We start from the raw sequence: 19,525 nt of genomic DNA on the forward strand, positions 1-19,525 counted from the left end.
GCCGTACTTTTGACACAACAAAAACCAAATAGCTATATGAAAAATCCTAATGAATTATCTGCCGCTTCTTCTTTGAGAGGTGACGAATTGCAGTTAATAGAACAAAAAGTCAGCATTGTTGTCGGAATAGCTAATTCTCGCACCAGGTTAAGGATAGGAGTTCTATTAAGTAAATATTCAGAGTATCAGGTGGATTATATATCCTCCGAGAGTGAAATCGGTAAACTGATTGAAGAAGCCGACTTGATTATTGGTGCGGGAATTACCGCTTACGAAGGGGTATTGCGCCGAAAGCCGGTGATTGTAGTGGGGGATTATGGCTTGGGAGGTCTGGTTACTCCGGATACATTCCGCAAGCATTATAACAATCGGTTTAGAGGGAAGATTAATGGCGTCAGAAATGAATCTTTCCCATTAGAGAATTTAGAAAAGGAAATTTATAAAAGTTTTAATTTGACTTTTCAAGAATTACAAATGATGTCAAACCAAACCATAACCTTGCAAAACATCTAAATATCTGAATTTCTTAATTTAATAGTTTGATGCATAAAACTGGTTAGGAATATGGGGGTGCGTGAGCATCCTCATATTTATATAAATATTATGTACTGATTATCGGTCTTGATCTTCGTTTTTCACCATTCCCTTGTATTGTTCCGGCAGGGCACTTTCAACCGCAGCGTAGGCTTCTGCCATGGTTGCCTTGATATTTTCCATTCCTTTCCCTTTGGGAGGAATAGGCTCATGAATAGTCAGAATCATGCGATGACGGTGTATCCATTTGCCTGTGCGTGGCAGAATTTCGAACGAGCCGTCAATGGTGACGGGTACAACCGCCAGCTGTAAATCATCCGCCAACTGGAAGGCTCCTTTCTTAAAGTATCCCATGTGTCCTGTAAATGTACGCGCTCCTTCAGGAAAGACAACGAGAGAAACCCCATCTTTCAATGAGTCTTTTGCCTGCCGGATTGTTTCCAATACTTTTTTAGGGCCGGATCTGTCTACAAAGATATGTCCTGCACTTTCACAGGCTTTTCCTACAAACGGCAGTTTACGCAGGCTTTTTTTCATCATCCACTTAAAGTTTCTTCCGATGAAGCCATAAATAAGGAAAATATCGAATGAACCCTGATGATTAGGTACGAAAATATAGGAAGTTTTGTCATGCAACTTTTCACGTCCCTCAATCTTCACGGGAATCAACAGAAACAGACAAATTAATTGTGACCAAATCTTCCCCGGATAATATCCCCAGATGTGGGCTCCTCCCAAGAGAGAACCTACAATAGTGACGATTGCCGTGAGGATGGTCAACACTAATAAAATAGGCAAAGCGATGCAAATCTGATAAATATAATACAGTATCTTCATAGGGTTGGATTTTTATCCTGCAAATATACATGATTATTGGTAAAAAAGAGGGGCAGATGTGATATAATCTTTTCGATTGTGTTATTTTTGCCTCTTGTTATTAGAGATAGTTACAAAATTATGATACGTATATTGCATACTGCCGACTGGCATCTAGGACAAACCTTTTTTGGTTATGATCGCACGGAAGAACATAAAGTATTCCTGAATTGGCTGGCAGAAGAAATTCGTCAGAAAGAGATTGATGCATTGATTATAGCCGGAGATGTTTTTGATGTTTCCAACCCTTCCGCTGCATCCCAAAGCATGTATTATCAGTTTATTTATCGGGTGACAGCAGAGAATCCGTATTTGCAGATTGTCATTGTTGCCGGCAACCATGATTCGGCAGCACGCCTGGAAGCTCCTTTGCCTCTGTTGCAAGCTATGCGGACGGAAGTCAGAGGGGTAGTTCGCAAGCTCGAAGGCGGAGAGATCGATTATGACCATCTGACTGTAGAACTGAAGAACCGGCAAGGGGAAGTAGAATTGCTTTGCATGGCAGTTCCTTTTCTGCGTCAGGGAGATTATCCGGCCGTGCAAACGGAAGGTAATCCGTATGCGGAAGGAGTTCGCGAACTTTATGCACAACTTTTGCAAAGATTATGGAAGCGAAGGACGGAGAATCAGGCGATTCTTGCCATCGGTCATTTGCAGGCCACAGGATCGGAGATTGCAGAGAAGGATTATAGCGAGCGTACCGTGATTGGCGGGTTGGAGTGTGTATCTCCGGAAGCTTTTTCCGAACAGATAGCTTATACGGCATTAGGACATATACATAAAGCGCAACGAGTGTCCGGAAGAGAGAATGTGAGATATGCCGGAAGCCCCATTCCGATGTCTTTTGCCGAGAAACATTATCATCATGGAGTCGTGATGGTGACTTTCGACGGAGGCTGTGCGGTGGATATTGAACGGTTGGAATGCCCGAAATTAATACCTTTGGTGAGTGTGCCGAATGGAGAACCCGTCTCACCGGAAGCTATCTTGAAAGCCTTGAAGGAACTACCCGAGACAGAAGCCGTAGCCCCATATCTGGAAGTAAAGGTATTGTTGGAGGAACCGGAACCCATGCTTCGACAGGAGATTGAAGAGGCACTGGCAGATAAAAACTATCGGTTGGCGCGTATTGTTTCTACCTATCACACTGATATCGGAAATACGGTGAAAGAAAATGAAAACTGGAAGAGGGGGTTGCAGGAGATGTCTCCCTTACAGATTGCACAGTCTGCCTTTGAGAAGATTTATCAGGTGGAAATGCCTGTAGAACTGACAGGTTTGTTTGAAGAGGCCTATTTGGCTGCTACCCGTAAAGAAGAGGAGGAAGAAGAATGAAAATACTAGCTATACGATTGAAGAATCTGACCTCGATAGAAGGGACGGTAGAAGTGGATTTTATGGCAGAACCATTACATTCTGCAGGTATATTTGCCATTTCAGGACCTACCGGTGCAGGTAAGTCTACTTTATTAGATGCCTTATGTCTGGCATTGTATGATAAGGCTCCCCGCTTCGCTACTTCAGTGGAAAATGTGAACCTGGCAGATGTGGGAGATAATCAGATTAATCAGTCTGATGTTAGAAATTTGTTGCGCCGGGGGACAAGTGACGGTTATGCGGAAGTCGATTTCTTAGGTATTGACGGACGGCGTTACCGCTCTCGTTGGTCGGTGAGGCGGACAAGAAACAAGATAAACGGTTCTTTGCAGCCACAAACGCTGGAAGTGAAAGAATTGGATACGGAGAAAGAATTTCAAGGTACCAAGAAAGAGTTGTTGATTCAGTTGGTGGAGTTGGTTGGCCTGACGTATGAACAGTTTACCCGTACAGTATTATTGGCACAAAATGATTTTGCTACATTTCTGAAATCAAAAGGGGCGGCGAAAGCAGAATTACTGGAGAAGTTGACAGGAACCGGTGTTTATTCCCGGATTTCTCAAGAGGTTTATGCCCGGAATAAGGCGGCACAAGAAGAGGTGACCTTGATTCAGAATCGAATGAATGTGATCGAACTGATGCCGGAAGAAGAGCTGCTTGCTCTGCAAAAAGAGAAAGAACTATCGACTGAAAAGCGTGCAGTAGGGATTAAACTGCTGGCAGAACAGAATGAACAACTGAATGTGGTTCGTTCATTAAAAATACAGGAAGAACTTTGGAAGAAAAAGCTGCAGGAAGAACAGGAGGAACAGGCCAGGGAGAAAGTACTGCAGGGTGCATTAGCTTCCCAAGAGGAAGGATTGGTGCATTTTAAGGCACAATGGGAGGCCATACAGCCGGACTTGAAGAAAGCACGTCAATTGGATGTACAGATACAATCACAGCAAAGCAGTTATACACAGTCGCAGCAGATTTTACAGGCGGCTAATAGGCAGGTGGCGGAGCAGGAACAAAAAATGCGGGTGGCTGCGGAACAATTACAGGTGTCTTATTCTTCTCTGAGCCGTTTGTTAAGCCATGTAGGGATAGAAGAAGCACTGCAACTTGAACAGGTGGAAGAGATTCTACGGCAAGAAGAAAGCAAACTGGCTGCCGCTACAAGTACGAATGAGGAACGTTTATTGCGCTTAAATTCTTTCGGATATCCGTTATTGGCCGAAGAACAGGTGAAGTTGCAAAAAGAGTTGACTCGTCAGCAGAATATCCGGCAATTAACGGAAACGCAGACGAAAGCAAAGACGGAAATAGAAAGACTAGAGAAAGAAGTGGCCGATTGTCTGAAACAATTGACGGAGCAAGAAACCGCATTGAAAGTTACTCAACGTCTTTACGAAAATGCACGTATGGCAGTGGGAAAAGATGTAAAAGCATTGCGCCGACAATTACAGCAAGGGGAGGCTTGTCCGGTTTGTGGAAGCACAGCGCATCCTTATCATCAGGGGCAGGAGGTGGTAGATACTCTTTTCCGGAGTATAGAGCAGGAGTATAATGCAGCAGCAGCCAACTGTCAGCAGATGAATAACCGGAGCATTGCCCTGCAACGTGATTTGGCACATCAAAAAACGGTGGACGGACAAATCGGAGAACAGTTGGCAACATTATATAAAGCAGGGATTGAAGCCGGAAACGAAGAGCAGATACAACATCGTTTGGCGGAACTGGCAGAACGTATTTTGGAATATCGCAATCTTTACGCAGAATGGCAGCGCGGCGATGAAGAAATTAAAAAGATGCGTGCACATTGTGAAGCCCTCCGTGAGAATGTTTCTCTCTGTCGTTTGGCTATGCAGAAAGTATCGTCAGCCAAAGAACAGCTGGTAATTTTACAGAATGCTGCTTCGGCCGAGCTAAAGAGATTTGAAGTGATAGAAAAAGCGCTGAATGTGCTTCGTCAGGAACGTTCGCAGCTATTGAAAGGAAAAAGTGCGGATGAAGCGGAAGCTGTCGTAGCAAAAAGAGAGAAAGAGCTGAATCTCGCTTTGGAGAAAGCGCGTAAAGAAGTAGAGGCGGTACACAACCGGCTCTCCGGTTTGCAAGGAGAGATGAAGCAAATTGCACTGGCTATAGGAGAGTTGCAGGAACAGTATAAAAAGATAGAGTCTCCCGAACTGCTTCCCGAAATAATAAAGAAGCAACAAGAAGAAAATATGAATGTCGAACGTGCCCTTTCTACCATGGAAGCCCGCCTGCTACAACAAGCAAAGAATAAACTGACTGTGGAACAGATTGCGAAGGAACTGGCAGAGAAACAGACGGTTGCCGAACGTTGGGCAAAATTGAATAAACTGATTGGCAGTGCGGATGGGGCGAAATTTAAAGTGATTGCTCAAAGTTACACTTTGAATTTGCTGCTGCTTCATGCCAATAAACATTTATCTTATCTCTCTAAACGTTATAAGCTACAACAGGTGCCCGATACGTTGGCACTTCAGGTAATAGATTGCGATATGTGTGATGAAATACGGACTGTATACTCTCTTTCCGGAGGTGAATCGTTCCTGATTTCTTTGGCACTAGCTTTAGGTTTGTCTTCCTTGTCAAGTAATAATCTGAAAGTTGAATCTCTTTTTATTGACGAAGGTTTCGGCTCTTTGGATGCGGAAAGTTTGCGTACAGCCATGGAAGCATTGGAGCAATTACAGATGCAGGGACGGAAAATAGGAGTCATCTCTCATGTGCAGGAGATGAGTGAACGGATTTCTGTTCAGGTGCAGGTACATAAAAAAGTGAATGGAAAAAGCGTGCTTACCGTGGTGGGGTAAGCACACTCCTTAGCCTACTGTATATGAATTATTCAGCTTAGATTCTTTTACATTAATTCGTTCAGTTCGCTTAAATTCTTCTTGATTTCGTGGATACGATTTAAGAACTTCTTGCGGTAAACCCATAAGATCAGGCCTAGTCCTCCGCCCCATAACAGGATGAAGAAAACTATCATACCCATTCCATATTGCCACACTTGCCAGTAGATAAATGAAAGTATAGCCAGGACTAGGAGGAAGGCAATAGCAATCAATCGTTCCCTGATGGTCCATCGATGGATACGGTTCACGCGGCTGATTACTTCTACCAAAGGCATCTCGTCTATTTGTGTCCGTTGGAGGAAACGGGTGGTGACGATATCCCAGCAAAGAGCAGGAATCCATGCGAAAATGATAATGATATAGATCGGGTTCAATCTGTTGTGCAACAGTACCTCCGCTAAAAATAAGATCAGTATCGGCAGAGAAATCAGGATAAGCTTGATGTTCAGGCTGGCAATGGCGTGGATACCTTTGTCCGCATGCCTTATCAGCTTTTCAAGCTCTTCTTCTTTAATGAACTTTTTGTCTTTCAAGTGTTCATCCAGGGCATTCCAAGATTTTTTCAGTTCTTCCAGTTCCATATATCTTATTCCTCCTTTTTCATTCTTTTAAGTTTGTCTTTGATACGACTTAGTTTGGTCGCTACATTGGTAACCGTCAGTCCGGTGATTTCTGCTATTTCCTCGTAACTTTTGTCTTCGAGATAAAGCAGGATAATTGATTTGTCGAGTTGTCCCAGTTGGTTGATCATCTGATAGAGCTGTTTCAGCATTTCGTTGATCGGGTCGTGTGCTTCTATGGCCCAGTCGGTATCTTTGGTGAGGCTGACTATTTCCGGCACATTCTTTTCTTTACGATAGAAGCTGATACAGGTGTTGAGGGCAATACGGTAAATCCAGGTGGAAACCTTACATTCTTTTCTGAATTTGGGATAGGCTTTCCAAAGGTTTAATACCACGTCCTGATACAGATCATTGAGAGGAGCATTGGGATTGGCATACAGATAGCATACCTTATAGATCACTCGTTCATATTCGCGGATCACCGACAAAAACTCTTGCTCAATAGGGGCGCTGACCTCTGTTGTTTGTTCTCTCATGGAGTCTATGATTACTTTTCTGGTTAGTTAGTCGTGAGAAAAGGAGAAAAATCACAGGAGAATAAGGACTATTGAAGATTGGCTGCCAGAAACTTACACATTTCTTCGATGCTTTTTCCCCGGCGGCGGGCATAATCTTCGAGTTGGTCTTGTCCAATCTTTCCGACGGAGAAGTATTCGGAAGCAGGATGCGCGAACATAAGTCCGCAAACAGAAGCGTGCGGGTACATAGCTCCGTTTTCGGTTAGTGAAATGCCTATTTGCTTCATATCCAATAGTTCATCCAACAGGAAGTTGACAGATTGATCCGGTAAGGACGGGTAGCCGACAGCAGGTCGGATGCCTTGATATTTCTCGACCAGTAAATCCGCTATGCCTAAATTCTCGTCTTTGGCATATCCCCATGCTTCTTTGCGTACATATTCATGCATCTTTTCTGTTGCTGCTTCTGCCAGTCGGTCGGAGAGAGTTTGGACAAGCAGGTGTTTATAAGGATCCTGTTCGTACAATCCTTCCATGTCCGCATCAATGGAAGAAGCAAAAGCACCGATGGTATCCGGGATGCCGGAAGAAATCGGACGGATAAAGTCGCTTAGACAAAGAAAAGGACTACCATCTCTTTTCGGCGTTTGTTGGCGCAGTAAAGGAAAGGTGATGAACCGGTCTTTTTCTTTCTCAATAATCAGGTTATCCCCGTCAGAGTTTGCCTTGCAAAGCTTGAAGATGGTCTTTACTTCATAATCCCGGTCAAGCAGATCGAGCATCCGATTGGCTTCTTTGAATAGCTGCATTGCTTCGGAAGCTTTATTACGCTCTTCTTCCGGGAAAGTTGTCAGCCACGAAGCACGGCAGGCATCACATCCGTGAATGTTGGCGATGGCTGCAAAACGCGGTTGGAAACCCCATGCGTGGAAAAAGTAAATCCAGTTGATGTAGGGAGTGACTGTATGTATTTTATAAGATAAAATCATAAATTATGCAATTAAATAGGAGTTTAATGGCGGCAACGTAGTGCCTGGCAAGATTTCCTTCAGGATATTGATGTTCTTAGGCACGGATTACACGGATTACGCTGTTGTTTTATATAGTCATATTTCTAAAAACCGTGAAATAAATCCGTGTAATCCGTGCCTGAAATATTATTTATCGCTCAAAGAACAATTCCTGTCCGCGATAAGTCTCGTCTATTTCTCCGTTGTTATATAACAGATGTCCGTTTACAAATGTTTTCTCTACTTTCCAGTCGAATGTGTGTCCCTCTAATGGACTCCATTTGCATTTGCTTAGAATACAATCGGTTGTTACCGTCCATTCGCTTCCGGGACGGACTAATACCAAGTCAGCCTGATAGCCTTTGCGAATGAATCCTCTGTTTGGTATCTCATACATCTGCGCAGGAGCATGAGCCATCTTTTCTACTACTTTTTCGATAGTAAACACTCCTTTTTCTGTCAACTCCAACATACTGACGAGTGAGAACTGAATCATCGGCATTCCGGACATTGCTTTTAAGGCACCGCCTTCTTTTTCGCTAAGTAAGTGTGGGGCATGATCTGTGGCAATGGCATCAATCAAACCGCTATTGACAGCCTCTTGCAAAGCTTTCCGGTCTTGCGCTGTCTTAATGGCAGGGTTGCATTTGATGCGGGCACCCAGTGTCTGATAGTCCTCTTCCGTAAAGAGCAGATGAGAAACACAGGCTTCTGCCGTGATCTTTTTTTGTACCAAAGGTACATTAGAAAACAGGCTCAACTCTTTAGCTGTGGAAATATGCATGATGTGCAGGCGGGCGTTTGTCTCACGTGCCAACTGCACTGCCAGTTCGGAAGAACGATAGCAAGCCTCTTCCGAACGAAGGAGCGGATGAAGAGCCAAAGGTACATCGTCTCCGTATTCTTTCTTATATTTATCCGTATTTTCTTTGATAATTCCCTGATCTTCGCAATGAGCAGCGATGAGCAGATCAGTTCCACCGAATATATTACGCAGACTGGCCATCCGGTCTACCAGCATATTGCCGGTGCTTGACCCCATAAATAGCTTCACTCCACAAACCCGGTGTTTATCCAGTTGTGCAAACTGGGTATAGTTATTATTCGTTGCTCCGAAATAGCAGGAATAGTTGACAGCCGACTTTTCACCCAACAGAATAAATTTTTCTTCCAAAGCCTCCAATGTAGTAGTTTGCGGATTGGTATTGGGCATATCCATGATAGAGGTGACACCTCCTGCTGCCGCAGCACGACTTTCTGTGGTGATATCTGCCTTATGAGTCAGTCCGGGATCGCGGAAATGCACATGTTCGTCGATGGCACCCGGCAAAAGATAACATCCGGTTGCGTCTATTATCTCGTCACAGGGGGCAGTTGCGTTTTCTTCACCGACCCATATTTCGGCTATCTTTTCATTCTCGATTACTACTGAACCCAGAACTTTTCTTCCTTCGTTGACAATAACGGCATTTTGAATCAGTGTACGTTTCATTTCTTTTGTGGGAATTTATGGAACCAACTATTTACTTTTAATTTTATCACACCAAATATGGCTTCTCCAAAGATGCTGCTATTCATTTTAGAAGTCCCTAATTCACGATTAATGAAGATAACGGGAACTTCGATGATTTTGAAACCACACTTGGATGCAGTGAATTTCATTTCAATCTGAAAGGCATATCCTTTAAAACGAATATGATCTAAATCGATCGTTTCCAATACCTGACGGCGGTAGCAAACAAATCCGGCAGTGGTGTCATGTACAGGTATTCCGGTGATAAACCGCACATATTTAGAGGCGAAGTATGACATCAATACCCGTCCCATCGGCCAATTCACTACATTCACTCCGCTGACATAACGGGAACCGATAGATACATCTCCTCCTTGTTCCGAACAAGCCTGATACAAACGGGGTAAATCATTCGGATTATGACTGAAGTCTGCATCCATTTCAAAAATATACTCGTATGCGTGCTCTAGTGCCCATTTAAATCCGGTAATGTAGGCAGTGCCCAGTCCCAGTTTTCCTTTACGTTCAATCATAAAAAGCCGTTCGGGAAATTCTTGTTGCAGTTTTCTTACGATGGCTGCCGTCCCGTCCGGAGAGCCGTCTTCTATGACCAGAATATGGAATACTTGGGGAAGGCCGAAAACGGCACGGATGATATTTTCTATGTTCTCCCGTTCATTATAGGTGGGGATAATTACAATGCTATCCGATGTCTGCATATAGATACTATAAAATTTAGAAACAAAAGTAGTTCTTTTCCTTTAGTTATAGCTGAACTAAGGAAAATTTAACGTGTTTCATACCCCCATTCGGAATAAGACGGCATGTTGTCGGAACTAAGCCCACGCCTTAGCAGTGCTCATCCCACGGCTCACGGATGTTTAGCCCACGGTTTAACAGCACTCGCCCCACATCTAAGTAATGTCCGGCAGATACCTTATTATAATACTTCTGTTCTTTGGGTGTATACTCCCAATCTTTTTTGTAATTTTGCGGGGAAATTTTATAGGTATGACAATAACTGAGTTGCAACAACAATATGCTGCCCACCCCAATATGGCAGTAATGAAGCGCTTGTTGAAGGACACTTCCGTTCAGACTGTTTTTTGCGGAGGACTGTGTGCATCCGCCGCTTCTCTTTTTTCTTCTGTACTGGTGCAAGAGGGTGGTTGCCCGTTTGTATTTATTTTAGGTGATCTTGAAGAAGCCGGATATTTCTATCATGACTTGACGCAGATATTAGGTACGGAAAGAGTCTTGTTCTTTCCATCTTCATTCCGTCGCTCCATCAAGTATGGACAAAAAGATGCGGCCAATGAGATTTTGCGCACAGAAGTACTTAGCCGCTTGCAAAAGGGGGAAGAGGGATTATGTATCGTTACGTATCCGGATGCATTGGCGGAGAAAGTGGTGTCGCGCAAGGAATTGAGTAATAAAACGCTGAAGCTGAATGTAGGAGAGAAAGTGGATACCACTTTCATCACCGATGTGTTGCATAGTTATGGTTTTGAATATGTAGACTACGTATATGAACCGGGACAATATGCTGTTCGCGGTAGTATTATCGACGTTTTCTCTTTTGCTTCGGAATATCCTTATCGTATTGATTTCTTTGGTGATGAAGTGGAAAGTGTCCGTACCTTTGAGGTGGAATCCCAATTATCCCGTGAGAAGAAAGATGGAGTGTCTATTGTTCCCGATTTGGCGGTGACAGGTGACGTAACGACTTCTTTTCTGGATTTCATCCCGAAAGAGACTACTTTGGCAATGCGCGATTTTCTTTGGTTGCGCGAACGAATCCAGGTAGTACACGATGAGGCGCTGACGCCACAGGCAATAGCTGTTCAGGAGGCCGAAGAGAATGGTGGCATTACATTGGAAGGGAAATTGATAGACGGTAGTGAGTTTACTGTACGGGCACTCGATTTCCGTCGGTTGGAATTTGGTAATAAACCGACCGGAACGCCCAATGCCAGCGTTACTTTCAATACATCTGCCCAGCCTATTTTTCATAAGAATTTCGATCTGGTAGCTTCTTCTTTCAAGGATTATCAGGAAAAGGGCTATTCGCTATATATCTGTAGTGACAGCATGAAGCAAACAGATCGTATCAAAGCGATTTTTGAAGATCGAGGTGATAAGATTAATTTTACTCCCGTAGAACGTACTATTCACGAAGGTTTTGTAGATAATACACTGCAGCTCTGTATCTTCACAGACCATCAGTTGTTTGATCGTTTCCATAAATATAATCTGAAAAGTGATAAAGCCCGTTCGGGAAAAGTGGCACTATCCTTGAAAGAACTGAATCAGTTTACTCCGGGAGACTATGTGGTGCATACGGATCATGGTATCGGACGTTTTTCCGGCTTGGTACGTATTCCGAATGGTGATACTACGCAAGAGGTTTTGAAACTGGTGTTTCAAAATGAAGATGTGGTGTTCGTTTCTATTCATTCCCTGCATAAGGTTTCCAAATATAAAGGTAAAGAAGGAGAGGCTCCCCGCCTTAACAAATTAGGTACAGGTGCATGGGAGAAACTGAAAGAACGTACGAAGAGTAAAATCAAGGATATTGCCCGCGATTTGATTAAATTGTATTCGCAGCGTCGTCAGGAAAAAGGTTTCTCTTATAGTCCCGATAGTTTTTTGCAGCGTGAGTTGGAAGCATCCTTTATTTATGAAGATACACCGGATCAGAGCAAGGCGACGATTGATGTCAAGGCGGATATGGAAAGTGACCGTCCGATGGATCGTCTGGTCTGCGGAGATGTAGGATTTGGAAAAACCGAGGTAGCGGTCCGTGCGGCTTTCAAAGCCGTTGCCGATAATAAACAAGTAGCCGTTTTGGTTCCGACAACAGTGCTTGCTTACCAGCATTTTCAGACTTTCCGTGAGCGTCTGAAAGGGTTACCGTGCCGGGTGGAGTATTTAAGCCGCGCACGTACTGCCGCACAAACCAAAGCTGTATTGAAAGGATTGAAAGAGGGAGATGTCGGTATTCTGATAGGTACCCACCGTATCTTGGGAAAAGATGTCCAGTTTAAAGACTTGGGATTGTTGATTGTGGACGAAGAGCAGAAATTTGGAGTCTCTGTCAAAGAAAAGCTGCGTCAGTTGAAAGTAAATGTGGATACACTGACGATGACTGCTACTCCAATTCCCCGTACCCTTCAATTTTCATTGATGGGTGCACGCGACTTGAGTGTGATTTCTACTCCGCCACCCAACCGCTATCCGATTCAGACCGAAGTGCATACTTTTAATGAAGAAGTGATAACGGATGCCATCAATTTTGAGATGAGCCGCAACGGTCAAGTCTTCTTTGTCAATAACCGGATTGCGAACTTGCCGGAATTGAAAGCGATGATCGAACGTCATATCCCGGATTGCCGTGTAGCAATTGGACATGGACAGATGGAGCCGACAGAGCTGGAGAAGATTATTCTGGATTTTGTCAACTACGACTATGATGTACTCTTGGCAACTACAATCATCGAAAGTGGTATTGATATTCCGAATGCCAACACTATCATTATCAATCAGGCGCAAAACTTTGGATTGAGTGATCTCCATCAGATGCGTGGACGGGTAGGACGTAGCAACAAGAAAGCTTTTTGTTATCTGCTGGCTCCTCCGTTGGGTAGTTTGACAGCCGAAGGAAGGCGACGTCTTCAAGCGATTGAAAACTTTAGTGATTTGGGAAGTGGTATTCATATTGCCATGCAGGATTTGGATATTCGTGGAGCCGGAAATCTACTTGGAGCCGAACAAAGCGGATTTGTTGCCGATTTGGGATATGAGACATATCAGAAAATTCTGACCGAAGCTGTCCATGAGTTGAAGACAGACGAGTTTGCAGAGTTGTATGCGGATGAAATCAAAGGCGAAGGTCAAATTAGTGGAGAAGAGTTTGTAGACGAGTGTCAGGTAGAAAGCGACCTCGAACTATTATTGCCCGCCAACTACGTAACTGGCAGCAGCGAACGCATGTTGCTATATCGTGAACTGGATGGACTGACATTGGACAAAGATGTGGAAGCTTTCCGTGCTCGTCTGGAAGACCGCTTCGGACCGGTTCCCCGGGAAACGGAAGAACTACTCCGTATTGTGCCTCTACGCCGTCTCGCAGCCCGTTTGGGTGCAGAGAAAATCTTCCTGAAAGGTGGGCGGATGACCTTGTTCTTTGTTTCCAATCCGGATAGTCCGTTCTATCAAAGTAAGGCTTTTGGTAAAGTGATAGATTATATGATGAAATATACCCGTCGTTGTGATTTGCGTGAACAGAACGGCAGACGGAGTATGCTGATTAAGGATGTTACTAATGTGGAAACGGCAGTCAGTGTGTTGCAGGAGATTGTGGCTTTGCCGGTAAAGGAAGCATAAATGAGTTGAAGATGCTATTATTGGCAACAACTCATCACTATGTAGCTTTTATTTCTTTCTCTTACCTATATTATTTTTTCGATTGCCTAATGAGTTTTCGTTTGACTTAAGTTGAACTAACGCCCGACAATAATTGAACTATCGTTTGACTATAGTCAAACGAAAACTTACTAGGTAATCAAATATATATCAATTGGAGAGCGCTAACTTAAAAGTAGCCAATAGAATCATAAGTTATAATTGATTCATAATCATGCCTTATGCTTGATTTATAATTTATTTCATTCTATCTTTTTCCTTTCCCTCTTTCCATGTCCTTTCCTTTTCCGTATAACTTGTCTATCAAATCTGAACGTCCGATACGTCTCAACTCATTGATGATGTTTTTTCGTTCTTCCGGTTTATACCAGAAAAAGAACTGGCGTTGTGCAAGTTTCTCCCGTTGGGTTTTGGCACTGAAGATCGGTTCTAGCGTGTATGGATGGAATCCACTATACCAGGCTTCGGTAGCCACTGTCATCGGAGTAGGAGTGAAGTCCTGTACTTGTTCCAGGTGGAAGTCCAGACGTTTAGTGATAACGGCAAGCTCCGCCATATCTTCTTCGTTGCATCCGGGATGCGAAGAGATAAAATACGGAATCAGTTGCTGACGCAGATTCTCTTCCCGGTTGATACGGTCGAATATCTTCTTGAATGTTTCAAATTGCTCAAAAGAAGGTTTGCGCATTACGGATAATACCCGGTCACTGGTGTGTTCCGGAGCTACTTTTAACCGGCCACTCACATGATTGACTATCAATTCACGAGTATATTCGGCAGTGCTACGGTTGATAGCTTCATCTTTGCTTTGATGAAGTAACAGGTCATAGCGTACACCGCTACCGATAAACGATTTTTTGATTCCGGGCAAGGCATCCACAGCATGGTAAATATCCAGTAGAGGGCGGTGATCGGTATTTAGATTCGGACAAACTTTCGGGTGAATACATGACGGTCGTTTGCATTTCTTGCAAATAGCTTCCTCTTTCCCTTTCATCTGATACATATTAGCGGAAGGACCTCCCAAATCACTTAAATATCCTTTGAAATCGGGTAACTGAATAACCTCTTTTACCTCTTTCAGTATAGACTCTTTGCTTCGGCTGACAATAAACTTTCCCTGATGGGCGGAAATGGTGCAGAATGCACAGCCACCAAAACATCCTCGGTGAATGTTGATGGAAAATTTAATCATATCGTATGCCGGAATCCGTTTCCCTTTGTATTTTGGATGAGGCAGGCGGGTATATGGTAGATCAAACGAATGATCGAGGTCTTTCTGGCTCATCGGAGGATAGGGAGGATTGACAACTACTATCTTATTTCCTACTGCTTGTGTGATTCGTGAAGCCGAATATTTATTGGATTCTTCTTCGATATGTCGGAAATTACTAGCCTGTTTCTTTTTATCTGCCAGACATTCTTCGTGTGAATAAAGTTGAAGGTCATCTTCCGCAGATGTCCATTCTGTTGCACGACAAAGATAGGCTGTTTGGGGTACAGAACCGATAATTGTTCTGAATTTGCTGCTTGTCAGTACAGGTTCTTCAGCGGTGAGCAGACTTTTCATATTCTTCACCAGGTCTGCAAGAGGCTTTTCCCCCATTCCGTAAATGAGCAGATCTGCCCCGCTGTCGCACAAAATACTCTTTTGCACTTTGTCCTGCCAATAATCGTAATGGCTCAACCGTCTTAAACTGGCTTCGATTCCTCCGATGACTACCGGAACATCCGGAAAGAGTTTCTTTAGTATCTGGCTATAAACCGTGGAAGGATATTCCGGACGCATATCCGGTCGGCCGTCCGGAGTATAGGCGTCTTCGCTGCGTAGTCGTTTGTTGGCGGTATATTTATTAACCATCGAGTCCATGCATCCGCCGGAGATACCGAAGAATAGCCGTGGACGTCCCAACTTCCTGAAGTCACGCAGGTCGTCACGCCAGTTAGGTTGGGGAACGATGGCTATTTTCAAACCTTCCGCTTCGAGAATGCGTCCGATAACGGCAGCACCAAAAGAAGGATGATCCACATATGCATCAGCACTGAATAGAATGACATCCAATTCATTCCATCCTCGAAGTTCTACTTCTTTCTTAGTAGTGGGTAACCAGTCGGTCAATCGATATTCTTTCATGCCGCAAAGATACGGATAATAAAAAACATCCCAATGATTTTTTTATTCATTGAGATGTTTCACTTCGTTCATTAGGATGTTTTCTTTCAATTATTAGGATATTTTTTTAACTTCCCGTTGATTGTGAACTGTAATGTCATTTGTTCACCGTCATAGATTTCACGGAAACCAATACCTTGCTCGGACAGATATTCCTTTAGATCCTGAAACGCATCGGCATGGTTCATGATAATCTCTATCGTTTCACCCGGAGAGGCAGTGCACATCGCTTTTATTGCAGGAATCAGCGGACTGTATGCTGTTATTCCGCAGGTATCTACCGTAATCATTATTCCTCCTCTTCTTCCGCTTCCGGACTGGAGAGCCAGGTAAGATAGAGCTTGATGAGCTGTTGCAAGCCGAATGCCTTCATATTATTGTGATAAATCACGTCGATACAAAGGTCCAGCAAGTCTTTGCTATCTTCCTCCTGGCTGGCGATAAGGGAACGGACATTAAGTTTCAACTTATCCAAAACTGCTTCATCTACAATACCGGTACTGTCGATAAGATGACGGAACAGAGCATATTTTTCAATCGTTCTCAAATTTTCATTAGATACTTCTATGCTGCGTGTACCGCTGGGATTTGCTTGTATAGTATACATTGTTTTTTAGTTTTAAAGGTTATTATAGTAGCAAAGATAGAATTTAAAATGAAAAACGGATTAAAAAAAAGGATATTTTTTATTTTTGAGTAAAGAATCCCAGGATGCCTGCCATAATGGTTGCCCGGTCCGCTTCGGACTGGATGCTTTCAAAAGGAAAGCCCAATACAAAAGTACGGTAGTTTCCTTTGTAGGCAATACCTGCACTCTGATTGCCGGGTGCATACGTAAATACGGGGAAGGCAGTATCTACGGGAACAATACAATCCGCAGCAGGCACAGCATAGCTGCTTTCATTAGGCAGACGTGGGATTGTAATAGTACGGCCCAATCCTTTAATCTGATTCGAACTTTTATCCGTCAGGCTACCTTGATAACCATACTTCAGTATCTTCTCCGTAAATTCCCGGTTTCCTTGTGTTCCACTCATATCACTTCCTACATAAGCACCGCTGACAAACAGGTTACCTCCCGCTTGGCAATAGCTGGTCATAATCCGTTGCATAGCCGAAGAGAATGTCTTGTAATATGCTTTACTTGCAGGATCTTCTTTTTCCAGTCCCAAAATATAATCTACCACCGGATAATCTTCTAACGTAACTAATCCGTTCTCTACCGCTTCGTCGCTGCATGATACGAAGCTATATTTTCCGGCTGCCTGAATCGCTTTTCCGTGAATAAAAGGATAGTCGAACGTGTTTCCTGCAATTTTCATTCCTTCTAATTCGCTTCCACTATGCCCCAGACTTCCTTTTCCTTCTTTACCGGCTTGTGTACGGTCGAAACTGGTTTGTGCTCCGCAAAATGAAATATTCGATATATACGGAACGCCGGGATCTTGCATTAGATCGAATCCGGCTTTTTCAGAAGTGTTAACGACCGCCGGACCGCTGATTCTGTCAAAGCCATTGATGATGATGACTTTTCCCTGTTCACGTTTGGCTTTATAAGCGGAGAGGATTTCAGAAGGAAAACTTTCCCCGCCCCGGTTTACAGCAGTTACCTTGAATGAATAAACGAGTCCCGGTTCTATCTTAACGGTATGGGACGTTTTGCTGACTAAAGTGCCATTGTCAAAACCTCCATAACCGATGCGGGTATATACAATGTATTCCCGTGGTCGTGCAGTCGGTTCTTGCGGATCGTCTTCGCCTTTCCATGAAAGTTCTAATGTATTCTTTTTCTTTCCGAATTGAATGGCGAAATTGCTCACAGGCAGAGGCTGAACGATGTATTCTTTATCATGCTGGCTGGTAATGAATTGCAAAATTCCTTTGTAGATGGCACGTCCCACTGTAAATTTAAAGTTCGGATCATGTCCTAATTGCATATCTGCGAAGTTCTGGTGGGAGAGTAGTTCAATAATTGTAGAAGGCGTAGCCGGAAGACGTGTTTCACTATAATTCCGGTTCCACATGCTGCGGCGTGTCCACGGCAAGCTATAGCTTGAATAAATATCTTTCTGAATCTGTGTCAGCAGAATGTCTGCCAGATCACGTGAGGCATACCGGTCTGTTCCTGCATTCAGTTTGCCATTATTGAAATCGGTGGTGTAAATGCCGAGTGATCCGATCAGTTCGTCTGTTTTGCTGCATCCGGCGTCACTGTGCAATGCCATCGTCATTTCCAAAGGTACGCCCAGACCCGACTGTTGTGGGTTATAGACGGAACTGCCCGATAAATAATTGATAACGTTAGAGCGTGTGTTGATATCGTCTATATAGTCGTTTTCACCTTTTCGTCCGGCATATACTTCGTATGGCATTCCCGCCCATTGAGCAGAGTAGCGTGCTCCTTCCAAGTAACGCGGTAGCCCACTGATTCTTCCTCCACGGGCAATGTTACCCATTCCTCCTCCAAAACGTACTGCATCGGCACATACAACTCCATGTTCGCTGCTCTCGTTGCTAAGAACCACCATGCCGTAGTCGTTGTTCCCTTTGTCGAATTCAAAAGTACCGAGATAAACCCATGTGCCTCCACCTATCTTTTGATTTACTTTAAATTCGGTAACTCCACCGTTATGGAATACCAGATATTTGGCGTCGCTTACACTGTTGGGCAATGTCTGGTAGGAAACATAAACTGCATACTTGCCTGTTACCGGTAGAGTAGGCACCCATTCGGCAAATACCTGGTCTTTATTCTTCTTTTTCTTTTTCTCTGTTGGAATAAAACGACAGGTCCCGTCAGTGAAAGGATTTTCTTCCTCTTTATAGATTGTTTTCTTTTGAGCAAATCCTCTTACCGGAGCATTTGTCCAATTAGTCTTTTTACCACCCACTTCCAAATAAAGAGAAGCGTTGGGAGTATCATTATCTACGATGATTTCATTCTTTTGTGTATCCCGTTCGCGGGGAGTGTAAACAATCGCTCCTGCATTTTCCAGCATTGGAATCACATAAGGAAGGACAAAAGATTGAGTGAACATATCTTCTGTGGTGCAGAACAATCGGGGGCGTTGCCATCCCCATTCGTTTTTGTCATTTTTGAAATAGTTGCCGTGGCTTTGCCAGATTGCAATGTGGCGGTCTTGTAGTCCGCGTGAGATTTCATTAGGACGTGAAGTGTTTTTCACCCAAGGAGCTCCTTTATAATCTACATTTAAGGATAACCGTCCTTTATCCTTTTTCTTGTTCCGGTAGAAATTAGGTACCAAATCCTCAATGGGTTTCCCATCCGCATAAATGGTGAGCTGGTAATAATGAACGGGACCCGGAAGCAACTCTTTTACTTGATTATAAATATTTTCTACAGTTTCCGGTCGGAAAGGCTGATAGGCGAAGCTCTCCGATGCATAGATTGCAATCGTCTTACGGTCGTAATTAATATCGAAGCTATTCAGTTTAGGAGTGCTGATTTTGGCTGTTGCGGTATATTGGTTGAAGTAATCCGTCAGCCGCTCTTTTACATTTCTTTCAATGTCTTGAGCGAAAAGGTAGTTTGCGCCTATAGTGAGGCATAGAAGAAACACTATTATCTTTTTCATCATTCAATGCTTTTATTTTCATTTTCACCACAGAGGAAAGGAGGACACAGAGGTTAAATCTATGAAGCGATATAGC

At 43.6% G+C, this 19,525-nt stretch carries 13 protein-coding genes and 1 pseudogene; 5 read left to right on the forward strand and 9 right to left on the reverse strand.

Annotated features, from left to right (window positions below; all coding sequences use genetic code 11):
* The first annotated feature begins 36 nt into the window (after positions 1-36).
* Positions 37-513: a polysaccharide deacetylase gene (locus AB3G73_RS01815; RefSeq protein ID WP_148366165.1), complete on the forward strand. Its 477-nt coding sequence runs from the start codon at positions 37-39 to the stop codon at positions 511-513.
* Between the two features lie 99 nt (positions 514-612).
* On the opposite strand, the gene AB3G73_RS01820 is transcribed toward AB3G73_RS01815, so the two are convergent.
* On the reverse strand, positions 613-1,371 hold the full coding sequence (locus AB3G73_RS01820; RefSeq protein WP_004297350.1) for a 1-acyl-sn-glycerol-3-phosphate acyltransferase: 759 nt from the start codon (positions 1,369-1,371) through the stop codon (positions 613-615).
* 120 nt (positions 1,372-1,491) lie between these two features.
* On the opposite strand from AB3G73_RS01820, the gene AB3G73_RS01825 reads away from it, so the two are divergent.
* From AB3G73_RS01825 to AB3G73_RS01835, 3 genes and pseudogenes are all read left to right on the forward strand, one after another.
* Complete coding sequence (locus AB3G73_RS01825; protein WP_148366167.1) at positions 1,492-2,745, forward strand: exonuclease SbcCD subunit D; 1,254 nt, start codon at positions 1,492-1,494, stop codon at positions 2,743-2,745.
* Positions 2,742-5,609, forward strand: a complete 2,868-nt coding sequence (locus AB3G73_RS01830; RefSeq protein WP_367742131.1) for an AAA family ATPase — start codon at positions 2,742-2,744, stop codon at positions 5,607-5,609. The genes AB3G73_RS01825 and AB3G73_RS01830 overlap by 4 nt, the downstream gene beginning before the upstream one ends.
* A gap of 511 nt (positions 5,610-6,120) precedes the next feature.
* A pseudogene (locus tag AB3G73_RS01835) lies at positions 6,121-6,165 on the forward strand (hypothetical protein); the annotation flags it as partial.
* 72 nt (positions 6,166-6,237) lie between these two features.
* Here the strand turns inward: AB3G73_RS01835 and AB3G73_RS01840 are convergent.
* The 4 genes from AB3G73_RS01840 to AB3G73_RS01855 all read right to left on the reverse strand — a co-directional run bounded on the left by AB3G73_RS01840 (position 6,238) and on the right by AB3G73_RS01855 (position 9,974).
* Positions 6,238-6,750 (reverse strand): RNA polymerase sigma factor, encoded by a 513-nt coding sequence (locus tag AB3G73_RS01840; protein ID WP_074637383.1) that lies wholly within the window; start codon positions 6,748-6,750, stop codon positions 6,238-6,240.
* Positions 6,751-6,818: 68 nt separating this feature from the next.
* Positions 6,819-7,721 (reverse strand): vitamin B12 dependent-methionine synthase activation domain-containing protein, encoded by a 903-nt coding sequence (locus AB3G73_RS01845; RefSeq protein WP_099146416.1) that lies wholly within the window; start codon positions 7,719-7,721, stop codon positions 6,819-6,821.
* Positions 7,722-7,893: 172 nt separating this feature from the next.
* Positions 7,894-9,234, reverse strand: a complete 1,341-nt coding sequence (locus AB3G73_RS01850; protein WP_234131996.1) for a dihydroorotase — start codon at positions 9,232-9,234, stop codon at positions 7,894-7,896.
* Positions 9,231-9,974: a polyprenol monophosphomannose synthase gene (locus AB3G73_RS01855; protein WP_148366176.1), complete on the reverse strand. Its 744-nt coding sequence runs from the start codon at positions 9,972-9,974 to the stop codon at positions 9,231-9,233. The genes AB3G73_RS01850 and AB3G73_RS01855 overlap by 4 nt, the downstream gene beginning before the upstream one ends.
* Positions 9,975-10,266: 292 nt before the next feature.
* Between AB3G73_RS01855 and mfd the strand changes: the two genes are divergently transcribed.
* On the forward strand, positions 10,267-13,641 hold the full coding sequence (gene mfd / locus AB3G73_RS01860) for a transcription-repair coupling factor (protein ID WP_367742140.1): 3,375 nt from the start codon (positions 10,267-10,269) through the stop codon (positions 13,639-13,641).
* 286 nt (positions 13,642-13,927) lie between these two features.
* Here the strand turns inward: mfd and AB3G73_RS01865 are convergent, their stop codons facing one another.
* From AB3G73_RS01865 to AB3G73_RS01880, 4 genes are all read right to left on the reverse strand, one after another.
* A complete protein-coding gene (locus AB3G73_RS01865) occupies positions 13,928-15,814 on the reverse strand; it encodes a YgiQ family radical SAM protein (RefSeq protein ID WP_148366180.1) in 1,887 nt (628 codons plus the stop codon).
* A gap of 86 nt (positions 15,815-15,900) precedes the next feature.
* Positions 15,901-16,143: a sulfurtransferase TusA family protein gene (locus AB3G73_RS01870; protein ID WP_074556428.1), complete on the reverse strand. Its 243-nt coding sequence runs from the start codon at positions 16,141-16,143 to the stop codon at positions 15,901-15,903.
* Positions 16,143-16,460, reverse strand: coding sequence for a hypothetical protein (locus AB3G73_RS01875; protein WP_074556429.1), 318 nt, complete (start codon positions 16,458-16,460; stop codon positions 16,143-16,145). Before AB3G73_RS01875 ends, AB3G73_RS01870 begins: the two co-directional genes overlap by 1 nt.
* A gap of 79 nt (positions 16,461-16,539) precedes the next feature.
* Positions 16,540-19,449 carry a xanthan lyase gene (locus AB3G73_RS01880; protein ID WP_321020774.1) on the reverse strand — a complete coding sequence of 970 codons (2,910 nt, stop codon included), beginning with the start codon at positions 19,447-19,449 and terminating at the stop codon, positions 16,540-16,542.
* Between the last annotated feature and the right edge of the window lie 76 nt (positions 19,450-19,525).

The sequence above is a fragment of the Bacteroides sp. L008 genome, from assembly GCF_040812255.1.
Lineage (GTDB): Bacteria > Bacteroidota > Bacteroidia > Bacteroidales > Bacteroidaceae > Bacteroides > Bacteroides vicugnae.